Source organism: Corynebacterium striatum ATCC 6940, from assembly GCF_000159135.1.
Lineage (GTDB): Bacteria > Actinomycetota > Actinomycetes > Mycobacteriales > Mycobacteriaceae > Corynebacterium > Corynebacterium striatum.
This window is the reverse complement of record NZ_GG667528.1, coordinates 68,106-80,075: the sequence shown is the minus strand read 5'-3', so window position 1 is coordinate 80,075 and position 11,970 is coordinate 68,106. Positions and strand designations below refer to the sequence as shown.

Genomic DNA, 11,970 nt, shown 5'->3' with positions numbered 1-11,970 from the left:
ATGCATTCTTGGCCCACACCCCGCGTTGATACTGTTCCCGGGAAACCTCACGCACTGCATCTTTACGATTCTGCGGATGAAACCATCCGCAAGGTAGAGGTCAGCGGCGAAACTGCCACCATGTACGTCTGTGGCATCACCCCCTACGATTCGACGCACTTGGGCCACGCAGCGACCTACCTGACGTTCGACTTGGCTTACCGCCAGCTGCTGGATAACGGCTACCAGGTGCACTACGTCCAGAACATCACCGACGTTGATGACCCACTGTTCGAGCGCGCTGAGCGCGACGGAGTGGACTGGCGTGAGCTGGGGACCTCGCAGATCAATTTGTTCCGCTCCGACATGGAGCTTCTTTCCGTTTTGCCGCCGCAGGATTACGTGGGCGCAATGGAAGTCATCGATGAAGTCACTGAGATGGTGAGCAAGCTTATCGACGCCGGCGCGGCTTACGTAGTCGACGATCCTGAGTTCCCCGACGTTTATGCCTCGATCGACGCCACTAAGAACTTTGGATACGAGTCCAACTACACCGCAGCCGAGATGGCGGAATTCTTTGCCGAACGCGGCGGTGATCCCGATCGCCCCGGCAAGCGCAACCCGTTGGATGCATTGGTCTGGCGCGCGCACCGCGAAGGCGAGCCTGCCTGGGATTCTCCCTTTGGCCCGGGCCGTCCTGGTTGGCACATCGAGTGCTCTGCCATTGCGACCAACCGCCTAGGCGCGCCTTTTGATATCCAAGGAGGCGGCAGCGACTTGAAGTTCCCGCACCATGAGTTCTCCGCAGCCCATGCTGAAGCGGCCCTTGGGGTAGAGCGCATGGCCCAGGTTTATGTCCACACCGGCATGATTGGCCTCGACGGCGTCAAGATGTCGAAGTCGCTGGGCAACCTGGTTTTCGTTCACAAGTTGGTGGAAGCAGGCGTTGATCCTTCCGCGATCCGTCTCGGTGTCTTCGCAGGCCACTACCGTGCTGAACGCGACTGGTCCGATGAGGTCCTAGAACAGGCAAATGAGCGCCTCGGAGTATGGCGCGATGCGCTGCAGAACCCAGGTTCTCTCGAAGTTGCGCAGGAGCTCGTGGCCGCAATCCGCGGGGCACTGGCCAACGACTTGGACACCCCAGCTGTACTTGCGGCCGTTGATGCGTGGGCATCTGCAGATCGCGGCGCGAACAATGACGAGGCTGGGGAGCTCATCCGCACCGCACTTGATTCGCTGCTTGGCGTGCGGGCCTAGGGAACTTAGGGCAGAATTCACTGCATGAGCATTCGCGTAGATTTTCAGCCCAACATTGACGAGTTCATCAGCAACCTAGAGTCTTTTGCCACCGGCAGCTACCTCAAAGAAGATGAGAAGGAATTCTGGGAAGCGCCTTTCGATGCAGCAGCGTTGCCGGAGCTGCGCACCATTGTGGAGAAGCTTTTCGACGACCTCGATGCATTGCCGGACGATCCTGATGGCCCGACTTTGACGGCTGTGATCAACCGCTCCGTCGAGGAACTCGGCGCCTTCAACCGCAAGAATGCTGACGCCATCTTAGAGCCGGAGGAAAAGGAAGAGCTCACTGAACTGATCTACAACGCATCCGCCGCCACGGGCGCTGACGACGATGCCCTTTCTCAACTTCCAGAGCTAGATTTCTAAGACACATTCACTCTTTATGACCCCTCCTAACCACACTATCCGTCCCGCTGCCATCTTTTGGGACATGGACGGAACGCTGACCAATTCGGAGCCATTGTGGGCGGAGGCGACGCTTTATCTGTCGAGCCTTTTGGGCCACGAAATGACGCACGAGGAGCGCTTGGCCACAGTCGGTGCCACTTTTGAGACGACGCTAGATATCTGCGCAGGCTTGGCTGGGGTAAAGGTTGCCCCAAATGAAGTCGAGCGTTACCGCATGGCGATGTTCGACTATGTAAAAGGCCTCTTCCACGGCAATCTCGAAATCTTCCCTGGTGTGCCGGAGCTGTTGCGCGAGCTCCACGCCGACGGGATCCCGATGATGGTCACCACCAATACGGAACGCTATGTGGCTGGCTCCGCTATCGCTGAGTTGGGCGAGCACTTCTTTGTGGACACGATCTGTGGCGACGAAGTACCCACAGGCAAACCGGCCCCGGACATGTATGTCGAAGCGGCCCGTCGATTGGATTTGGACCCGCGTGACTGTTTGGTCTTCGAGGATTCAGCCGCAGGTATGCGCGCCGCCGTTGACGCGGGGTGCACGGTCATTGGTCTCCCGGAAGACAATCGCGTGGAGGTCCCAGAAGAGGTTGTGGAAATATCCTCCCTGCATAATTCTCGCCACTTGCACGGCGCGGGCGCCGCTGACATTTACGCGTGGTTTGCGCAGATTGGAAGCTAGACGCCTCATAAGTACGCCGTTGATGCAGGTAGGTCAAGCCCTCACAAATAGGGTAGTGGTAGCTCCAGAAGAGATATTTTAAACACCAATTACGACATTGTATGCGTATCTGTGGAAGAATAGGAAACCGTGAAGAATTTTGAGTCGCTTTTTGTTGAACTGTCCGAGAAGGTTGCCACCCACCAAGAGGGTTCCGGCACCGTAGAAGCATTCGACAAGGGCGTCCATCATCTTGGCAAGAAGATCATCGAGGAAGCCGGCGAAGTCTGGATTGCTTCCGAATACCAGTCGGACGAAGAACTCGCTGAAGAAATGTCCCAGCTCATCTACTGGACTCAGGTCATGATGCTCAAGCGCGGCCTGCAGCCAGAAGACATTTACAAATATCTGTAAACGCGTTTCCCGTAACGTCATCCCATTCACTTAAGACTCCCACCGCTCTCTGATTGCTAACGCAGCAAGAGTGATGCGGCTTATTGCGAAGGTTCCATCATGATCAAGATTGCCGTCCCTAATAAGGGTTCACTGTCAGAGGCAGCAATAGAGATTTTGGCCGAAGCAGGCTACAAAGGCCGCGGCCATAACAAAGCCCTTAACATCGTCGACGAGGCGAACGACGTTGAGTTTTTCTTCCTCCGCCCCAAAGACATCGCTATTTACGTCGCACAAGGTGTATTAGACCTTGGCATCACTGGCCGCGACCTTGCCCGAGACTCCAAGGCCAAGTTCAACGAGGTCCTCGACCTGGGCTTTGGCACTTCGACCTTCCGCTATGCCTCCCGCCAAGGCGAAAACTGGACGGTTGAGAAGCTCGCTGGAAAGCGCATTGCTACCTCGTACCCGAACTTGGTTCGTGACGACTTAAAGACTCGCGGCATTGGGGCCGAGGTCATTCGCCTCGACGGCGCGGTAGAGATCTCCATCCACCTAGGCGTCGCCGATGCGATCGCTGACGTTGTCTCGACAGGCACCACCTTGCGACAGCAGGGGCTCGAGCCATTTGGCGAGCCAATTATCACCTCTGAAGCAGTGGTGATTAAGCGCGAGGGACAGGAAGTCACGCCTGCCGAGCAAGTAGTACTCAGCCGCATCCAAGGTATTTTGCACGCACGTAACTACTTGATGATTGATTACAACGTTTCGACGGATAATCTCGATGCCGCATCCGCAGTTACGCCAGGACTCACCGGCCCGACCGTATCTCCGCTAGCTCGCGAGAACTGGGTAGCGGTCCGCGCAATGGTCCCGCGCAAGGAGGCAAACCACATCATGGACAAGCTATCTGCGCTGGGCGCCGAAGCCATTTTGGCTTCCGATCTCCGCATCGCCCGCTTTTAGGGGTAATTATTAGATTTATCCCATAGATCGGGCACCCATACGGCGGGGCTGGCTACGATGGGCGTTGAGTTTACTCACCCTTTCATCGTTCAAAATGTTCGTGAATAAATAGCGAGCATTAACCTACTAAGGAGTCCCGCCAAATGGCTAAGACCACTAAGAAGGATGTAGAGATTGACGCCAAGGAGGAAGGTGTAAAGCCATCCGCCTCTGAAGCAAAGGATGCTGCTAAGGCAACGAAGTCTTCGAAGAAGACTCGTACCGAGACCGACCTTCTCGGCTCCCTGGAAATTCCGAATGACGCGTACTACGGTGTCCACACCCTTCGCGCAATCGACAACTTCCAAATCTCGTACGTAACCATCAACACCATCCCGGACTTTATCCGCGGCATGGTGATGGTAAAGAAGGCCACCGCGATGGCAAACCGCCGTCTGCACGTTCTGCCAAAGAAGAAGGCAGAAGCCATCATTTGGGCTTGTGACCAAATTCTGGATGGGGGCCGCTGCATGGACCAGTTCCCACTGGACGTATTCCAGGGCGGCGCTGGCACCTCACTGAACATGAACACCAACGAGGTTGTGGCAAACCTCGCTCTCGAGTACCTCGGCGAGGAGAAGGGTGCTTACGACATCATCAACCCGAACGATGATGTCAACATGTCGCAGTCCACCAATGACGCATACCCAACCGGTTTCCGCCTCGGCCTGTATTTCTCGCTTGATGCCCTCATTGAGCGCATCGACGCGCTGCAGGCATCCTTCCACGAGAAGGGCAACGAGTTCCAGGACATTCTGAAGATGGGCCGTACCCAGCTGCAGGACGCAGTCCCAATGACCCTTGGTGACGAGTTCAAGGCCTTCGCCCACAACCTGGCCGAAGAGCAAGCTGTCCTGCGTGACGCTCAGAAGCGTCTGCTGGAAATCAACCTCGGCGCAACCGCAATTGGTACCGGCGTAAACACCCCAGCTGGCTACCGCCACCAGGTCACCGCCGCCCTGTCCGAGGTCACCGGCCTCGAGATCAAGACCGCTCGCGACCTGATCGAGGCAACCTCCGACTGTGGCGCTTACGTGCTTCTGCACTCCGTGATCAAGCGCACCGCCATGAAGCTCGCCAAGATCTGTAATGACCTGCGCCTGCTGGCCTCTGGCCCACGCGCTGGTCTGGGTGAAATCAACCTGCCTCCTCGCCAGGCTGGTTCCTCCATCATGCCGGGTAAGGTCAACCCGGTTATCCCAGAGGTTGTCAACCAGGTCTGCTTCAAGGTCTTCGGTAACGACCACGTCGTCACCATGGCCGCTGAAGCCGGCCAGCTCCAGCTCAACGTCATGGAGCCGGTTATCGGCGAGGCACTGTTCCAGTCCATCCGCATCATGGGCAACGCCGTTGATACACTCCGCGAGAAGTGCGTCACTGGCATCACCGCAAATGCAGATGTCTGCCGCGCATACGTCGAGAACTCCATCGGTATCGTCACTTACCTCAACCCGTTCATCGGCCACCACAACGGTGACGAAATCGCCAAGGAGTCCCTGAAGACTGGCAAGGGCGTCAAGGAGCTGGTCCTGGAGAAGGGTCTCATGGACGAGGCAACCCTGTCGAAGGTCCTGTCCGTAGAAAACCTTATGCACCCAGAGTTCCGCGGCCAGCTCTACGTCGACGAGGATTAATTCCCACTTTAAGGCCGTGTGGGAATCTGCACGGTCTTAAGAGATAAGAGTTTCAAAAGCCCGTTTCGGACTAGTTTTTGACTCGTGCCACCCCCTTAAATGGGCAGGGTGACACGAGGGCGGAAAGCTTCGTTCGAACCGGGCTTCTTGTATATCCAGGGGTTTTGATGAATTTCAATTAACCAACCGTAATATAAAGAATTAAATATGTGGGAACAAACACAAACGGGCGATTTGGCTAACAAAAGCCACATTGTTTGGGGGACAATAGGAGGGACAGAGCATGGCTCCCTCATGAATTTGGGCTGAGGAAGCCATTCATTTCAAACCTGTGGAGACTCTCATGGTTATAGTCCATATCCTCATTGTCCTTGCGGCAATTTACTTGGGCGCCCGCATCGGCTCAATCGGTATCGGTATGGCCGGCGGCCTCGGCGTACTGGCCCTTGGCCTTACCGGTATCCCCGTTACCCGCGAAGACATCCCATTCGATGTCATCGGCATCATCATGACCGTTATCGCTGCCATCGCGGCGATGCAGCGCGCTGGCGGCATGGATTACCTGGTTTATGTCGCAGAGCGCTTCCTGCGTAAGAACCCTCGCCGCATTACCTACTACGCACCAATCGTTACCTGGTTGATGACCGTACTGGCTGGTACCGGCCACACTGCGTTCTCTACTCTTCCGGTTATCGTCGAGGTCGCAAAGGAAGGCAAGGTTCGTCCTTCCCGGCCGCTGTCCATCGCCGTCGTTGCCTCACAGATGGCAATTTGTGCATCCCCGATTTCCGCAGCAGTCGTCCTGTTGGCCTCGCTCCTCGAGCCAGTAGGCATTGGTTACCTGCAGCTTCTCGCAGTATTGATTCCAGCTACCTTCCTGAGCATCTTCCCGGCTGCTTGGCTTGCCAACCACGCCGGTAAGGAACTCGACGACGATCCGGTTTACCAGGAGCGCCTGGCACAAGGCCTCGTATCGAAGCCGAAGGGGGAGTCCGGCCATACTGTCCAGAAGGGCGCTAAGGCCTCCATCGGTATCTTCCTCGCCGCCATCGTCATCGTCATGATCTGGGCAACCCTGACCTCTGAGCAGGTCGGCCTCATCACCGACCCGACCCTGCCACGTAACGAGGCAATCATGACGGTCATGCTGACCGCCGCTGCACTCATCGTGATGATCACCAAGATTCCGGCCGCGGACGTTCTCAACACCCCAGTGTTCAAGTCCGGCATGTCTGCCTCGATGTGTGTTCTGGGCGTCGCTTGGCTCGGCACCACCCTCATCAACCACTACCTCGAAGACATCCAGGCAATGGCTGGTGACATCATCAAGTCCGCTCCGTGGATGCTCGCCGTGGTTCTCTTCTTCGCAGCAGCGCTCCTGTACTCCCAGGCAGCTACCACCAAGGCACTGCTTCCAGCTGCTCTCGCTCTGGGTGCAAGCCCACTTACCGCGCTGGCAGCATTCCCAGCAGTTTCTGCTCTGTTCATTCTCCCGACCTACCCAACTCTGCTTGCAGCGGTCGAGATGGACGATACTGGTTCTACCCGCATCGGAAAGGCCGTCTTCAACCACCCATTCCTCATCCCGGGTACGGTCTCCATCGTGGCCTCTGTCCTGCTGAGCTACCTTTTGGGTGCAGTTATCGCCTAGCTTCTTGAGGCACCTGAATTACCCACCACAAAAGGTAAGTTTAAAGCCAGCCGCTTGGCCCCCAAATCTTTGAATTTGGCCGGATCAAGCGGCTTTTTCTCGGTAGCATAAAGCCATGACTACCCACCTGACAGACGTTGAAATCGCCCAGGCTCACCACCTCGAGCCCATCACCGATATCGCAGACCGCGCCGGCATCCCGGCAGAAGCTCTCATCCCTTACGGCAACACCAAAGCCAAAGTCGACATCACCAAGCTGGATCACTCTAAGCCCAAGGGCAAGCTGGTCTTGGTAACGGGTGTTTCGCCAACTCCTGCCGGCGAAGGCAAGTCCACCACGCTCATCGGCCTCACCGATGCGCTCTCCCTCCTCGGCCACAAGGCCATCGTCGCTCTGCGCGAGCCTTCTCAAGGCCCAGTCATGGGCATCAAGGGTGGTGCCGCTGGCGGCGGTTACTCTCAGATCGTCCCAATGGAAGACATCAACCTGCACTTCACCGGTGACTTCCACGCCATTGCCGCCGCCACCAACACTCTTGCGGCAATCATCGATAACCACATCCATCAAGGCAACCAACTAGGCATCGATCCTCGACGCGTGACCTGGCAGCGCTGCCTCGACGTCAACGACCGTGCACTGCGCAACGTCGTCACCGGACTCGGCGGACCCGCCCACGGAGTCCCGGCAGAAACTGGTTTCACCATCACCGCAGCGTCCGAAATCATGGCAATCCTGGGCTTGGCTACGGACCTCGAGGATTTGAAGAAGCGCCTCGGTGACATCACCGTCGGCTACACCTACGATCAAAAGCCCGTCACCGCACGTGAGCTCAACGCAGAAGGCGCGCTCACCGCGCTTATGCGCGATGCCCTGAACCCGAACTTGGTCCAGACCCTGGGCGGCACCCCGGCATTCGTGCACGGCGGCCCGTTCGCCAACATTGCCCACGGCTGCAACACCTTGCTGGCTACCCAGACTGCTATGGAGTTCGGCGACATCGTCCTCACCGAAGCTGGCTTTGGTGCAGACCTTGGTGGCGAGAAGTTCATGGACATCAAGGCTCGCTTTGGCGATCTCGACGTCGCCGGTGCAGTGGTCGTAGCAACCATCCGCTCCCAGAAGTACAACGGCGGCCAGGCTCGTGAAGACCTCACCACCGAAAACCTGGATGCGCTGCGCAAGGGCATCGTAAACCTAGAGCGCCACGTAGAGAACCTACGGAAGTTTGGCCTACGCCCAGTTGTCGCTCTGAATTCCTTCTTCACCGATACCGACGCCGAGCGTGAGTTCATGCGCACGTGGGCTGAGGACTTCGGTGTTGCTCTCGCCGAGGCAGACGTCTGGGGCAAGGGCGGCGAAGGCGCAAAGGAACTTGCTCAGACGCTCATCGACAATCTGCAGGACGGCGCAGCCCACCAGCTCTACGACCCAGCAGAGGGCGTCGAGAAGTCCATCGAGACCGTCGCCAAGGAAATCTACCGTGCCACCCACATCGAGTATGGCCCCAAGGCGAAGAAGGACCTGCAGTACATCGAGGACAACGGCTGGAATGAATTCCCAGTCGTCATCTCTAAGACGCAGTATTCCTTCTCGGACAACCCGTCTGCGCTGGGGGCACCGGAAGACCACACCCTGCATGTGCGCGAGCTTCTGCCACGTACCGGCGCTGGATTCATCGTCGTCCTTACCGGCGACGTCATGACCATGCCGGGTCTGCCTAAGAAGCCGGCCGCGAACAACATCGACGTTGACACCGACGGAACCATCTCTGGTCTGTTCTAAAGACAGAAAATCAAAAAGGCTGCCGAGTACCCGAAGGGGAGCAGTTCAGATAACAATGTGTACTCGGCAGCCTTTGTTTATGAGTTGCTAGCTGTTAACTAGGAAACGTCCGCCGTGGACCCGGGCCAGCCCGGGTACTCCGGAGGGGTGCCGCCGAACTCGGGGCACAGCTTTTGGAAGGAGCACCAGCCGCACAGCTTCGAGGTCTTTGGCCGGAAGACGCCCTCTTTGCCGTCACCTTCGATTTTCGCCCACAAATCGCCAAGGTCGCGCTCGAAGTACTCCAGCTCCTCCCGAGTTGGTGCAAGGAACATCGAGTCCAGCACCTTGAGGTACATCAGGCGCAGCTGGGCTGGAATGGTCCCGAGGATGCGCCAATAGACCAGCGCATAAAAACGCATCTGGAACTGGGCATCGTGGCTGTAACGGGGGAGCGGCTTCTTGCCCGTCTTGTAGTCAACAACGCGCACCTCGCCCGTTGGCGCCACATCAACACGGTCGATAAATCCGCGGACCGGTACGCCGTTGGGCAAGACAGTATCGACGTACATCTCGCATTCTTGGGCGTCGAAGCCCTGCGGGTTTTCCATCTGGAAGTAACCCTTGACCAGGTCCCGGGCAGAGACGAAGAAGTCGAGAGTGGCGTCGTCAGGCACCAGCTCCTTAAGCTCCGAATCCGCCGCCACCATTTTCTCCCACTCCGGCTTAATCATCTTCACCGCAGTGGGGTAGTCGCGCTGCTCACGGGGAAGCTTGTGGGTGTTTTCGAGAACCGCGTGAACCAGCGTTCCCTTCACCTGTGCCAGCGTCTTCGGTTCGGGGAGTTTGTCAATTGCTCGGAAGCGGTAGAGCAATGGGCATTGCTTATAGTCAGAGGCCCGTGACGGTGAAAGCGCCAGCGGTCGGGGAGTGCGTGCATCAGCCATGGTCCTTTTAGCCTAGCGCCCGAGCATTCATGGCAAAGTAGGGGGTATGAGTATTTCGGATGAGTTCCTCGATTTTATTGCTGCAAGCCCTTCTTCCTATCACGCAGCGCACGAAGTAGCGCGCCAGTTGGAGGAGGAAGGCTTCGTCCGTCAAGATGAATCCGCCGAATGGTCAGCGGCGCCTGGCGGACACGTCATGATTCGCGGTGGCGCAGTAATGGCTTGGTATGTGCCCGAAGGTGCGGACAAGAACTCGGCCTTCCGCATCGTAGGCTCTCACACTGACTCACCAGGCTTGGTCCTAAAACCCACCCCGGACTTTGATTCCGCCGGCTGGCAGCAAGTCGCAGTGGAAATCTACGGCGGCGCGCTCCTGCATACGTGGTTCGACCGCGAGCTCACCGTTGCTGGCCAGGTAGTCACCAAGGATGGCGAGCACCTCCTGGTCAACACCGGCCCAATCCTGCGTCTGCCTTCTTTGGCCATCCACCTCTACCGGCAAGACGAGTTCAAGCCGGACCGCCAGCACAACATGCAGCCAGTGCTTTCCGTTGGCACTCCTGATGCCTCCGTCTTGAGCGTCGTTGCGGAAAAGATAGGTGTGGAAAAAGACGAGATCTCGGCCTTTAATCTCATCACCGCTGACGCTCAGCGCGGTGCCGTCTTCGGCGTCGGTGAACCACTCATCGCAGCTGGCCGCATGGACAACCTGGCTTCGGTCCATGCTTCCTTAGTAGCCATGAAGAACGCGGCACAGAAGGGCGCGGTTGCGCATAACGACGTCCTCGTTATGGCCGCCTTCGACCACGAGGAGGTGGGCTCTTCCTCCCGCTTTGGTGCTGCTGGTCCAATCCTGGCGGACGTGCTGGGCCGTACCGGCCGCGCACTCGGCGCCAACGAAGAGGAGCGCTACCAGATGTTCGCACGCTCCTCCTGCGTATCTGCCGACGCCGCGCACTCCGTACACCCGAACTATGTAGGCAAGCACGATCCGACACACCATCCGATCATCGGCAAGGGTCCGGTCACCAAGATCAACGGTAATCAGCGCTATGCCTCCGACGCCACCACTGTTTCCTTGTGGGAACGCGCGTGTGAGCGAGCAGGAGTTCCTTTCCAACGCTTCGTGGGCAACAACGACGTCCCGTGTGGCTCCACCATCGGCCCCATCACCGCAACGCGGCTTGGCATCGACACTGTCGACGTCGGAGTGCCCATGCTCTCGATGCACTCGGCCCGCGAAATGGTCGGCGAACGCGACCAAGTATGGATGGGCGAGGCCATTGAGGCATACTTGGTAGGTTAACTAGACCCTCTCCACAGAAAGCATAGGAATCCCCACGATGCCTTACTCCGGACCATTTCACTATGGCGATCGCGTCCAGCTGACCGATGCTAAGCGCCGCCACTACACCGTGGTGCTCGAAGAGGGCGGGGAATTCCACTCGCACAAGGGCATCATCCGCCACGACGAGATCGCCGGAATGGACGAGGGCTCTGTCGTGCGCTCGACTTTGGGCAGCGATTTCCTGCTCTTCCGCCACCTCATGGTGGACCACGTGCTGTCGATGCCGCGCGGCGCCGCCGTCATTTACCCCAAGGACTCTGCTCAGATCCTGGTTGAGGGCGACATTTTCATGGGCGCCCGCGTCCTGGAGGCAGGCGCGGGTTCTGGCGCGCTTTCGATGACTCTGCTGCGTGCTGTGGGCCCAGAGGGCCACGTCTTCTCCTACGAGGTTCGCGACGATCATCTCGAGTACGCGGTGGACAACGTCAAGGAATACTTCGGTAAGCAGCCGGAGTGGTGGTCGCCGCGCTTGGGTGACTTGGCCGATGTCACCGTCGACGAGTTGGGCGGCCCAGTTGACCGCGTCATCCTCGATATGCTCGAGCCATGGGAGCACCTCGAAAAGGTGCGCGACATCCTGATTCCTGGCGGCGTGTTCATGACCTACGTGGCCACCGTCCCACAGCTGATGAAGGTCATGGAGGGCATCCGCGAGCTGCAGTGCTTCACCGAGCCTAAGGCTTGGGAGTCCCTCGTGCGCGAGTGGAAGGTCGAGGGCTTGGCTACCCGCCCAGAACACCGCATGAACGCACACACCGCATTCCTCATCTGGACGCGCCGCCTTGCCGACGGCGTGACCCCGCCGCGCCCGCAGCGCCGCGCTCGCAAGTAACGCCGCCCAAGCCCTGCGCGCCACACACAGCACACCAGGGTGCACCCT

General features: G+C 58.1%; 11 protein-coding genes. 10 read left to right on the top strand and 1 reads right to left on the bottom strand.

Features of this window, described 5'->3' with window-relative positions; genetic code table 11:
* The 8 genes from mshC (at nt 1) to HMPREF0308_RS10740 (ending at nt 8,816) form a co-directional block, all read left to right on the top strand.
* Nucleotides 1-1,239: a cysteine--1-D-myo-inosityl 2-amino-2-deoxy-alpha-D-glucopyranoside ligase gene (mshC, locus tag HMPREF0308_RS10775; protein ID WP_005531533.1), complete on the top strand. Its 1,239-nt coding sequence runs from the start codon at nt 1-3 to the stop codon at nt 1,237-1,239.
* Between the two features lie 24 nt (nt 1,240-1,263).
* On the top strand, nt 1,264-1,647 hold the full coding sequence (locus HMPREF0308_RS10770; protein ID WP_005531532.1) for a hypothetical protein: 384 nt from the start codon (nt 1,264-1,266) through the stop codon (nt 1,645-1,647).
* 16 nt (nt 1,648-1,663) lie between these two features.
* Nucleotides 1,664-2,371, top strand: coding sequence for an HAD family hydrolase (locus HMPREF0308_RS10765; protein WP_005531530.1), 708 nt, complete (start codon nt 1,664-1,666; stop codon nt 2,369-2,371).
* Nucleotides 2,372-2,500: 129 nt separating this feature from the next.
* Nucleotides 2,501-2,764 (top strand): phosphoribosyl-ATP diphosphatase, encoded by a 264-nt coding sequence (locus HMPREF0308_RS10760; RefSeq protein ID WP_005531527.1) that lies wholly within the window; start codon nt 2,501-2,503, stop codon nt 2,762-2,764.
* Between the two features lie 99 nt (nt 2,765-2,863).
* Complete coding sequence (gene hisG, locus HMPREF0308_RS10755) at nt 2,864-3,709, top strand: ATP phosphoribosyltransferase (RefSeq protein ID WP_005531525.1); 846 nt, start codon at nt 2,864-2,866, stop codon at nt 3,707-3,709.
* Between the two features lie 143 nt (nt 3,710-3,852).
* Nucleotides 3,853-5,382: an aspartate ammonia-lyase gene (gene aspA / locus HMPREF0308_RS10750; protein WP_005531523.1), complete on the top strand. Its 1,530-nt coding sequence runs from the start codon at nt 3,853-3,855 to the stop codon at nt 5,380-5,382.
* A 343-nt stretch (nt 5,383-5,725) separates the two neighbouring features.
* Nucleotides 5,726-7,033 (top strand): anaerobic C4-dicarboxylate transporter, encoded by a 1,308-nt coding sequence (locus HMPREF0308_RS10745; RefSeq protein ID WP_005531521.1) that lies wholly within the window; start codon nt 5,726-5,728, stop codon nt 7,031-7,033.
* Between the two features lie 115 nt (nt 7,034-7,148).
* On the top strand, nt 7,149-8,816 hold the full coding sequence (locus HMPREF0308_RS10740; protein WP_005531519.1) for a formate--tetrahydrofolate ligase: 1,668 nt from the start codon (nt 7,149-7,151) through the stop codon (nt 8,814-8,816).
* A gap of 98 nt (nt 8,817-8,914) precedes the next feature.
* Here the strand turns inward: HMPREF0308_RS10740 and HMPREF0308_RS10735 are convergent, their stop codons facing one another.
* Nucleotides 8,915-9,742: a RecB family exonuclease gene (locus HMPREF0308_RS10735; protein ID WP_034657506.1), complete on the bottom strand. Its 828-nt coding sequence runs from the start codon at nt 9,740-9,742 to the stop codon at nt 8,915-8,917.
* A gap of 46 nt (nt 9,743-9,788) precedes the next feature.
* Here HMPREF0308_RS10735 and HMPREF0308_RS10730 point away from each other — a divergent pair, with 46 nt between their 5' ends.
* Together HMPREF0308_RS10730 and HMPREF0308_RS10725 are read left to right on the top strand one after the other, a co-directional pair.
* Complete coding sequence (locus tag HMPREF0308_RS10730) at nt 9,789-11,048, top strand: M18 family aminopeptidase (RefSeq protein WP_005531514.1); 1,260 nt, start codon at nt 9,789-9,791, stop codon at nt 11,046-11,048.
* A 37-nt stretch (nt 11,049-11,085) separates the two neighbouring features.
* The gene (locus tag HMPREF0308_RS10725; RefSeq protein ID WP_005531513.1) at nt 11,086-11,922 is read left to right on the top strand and encodes a tRNA (adenine-N1)-methyltransferase; all 837 of its coding nucleotides are present in this window, start codon (nt 11,086-11,088) and stop codon (nt 11,920-11,922) included.
* Nucleotides 11,923-11,970: the final 48 nt, after the last annotated feature.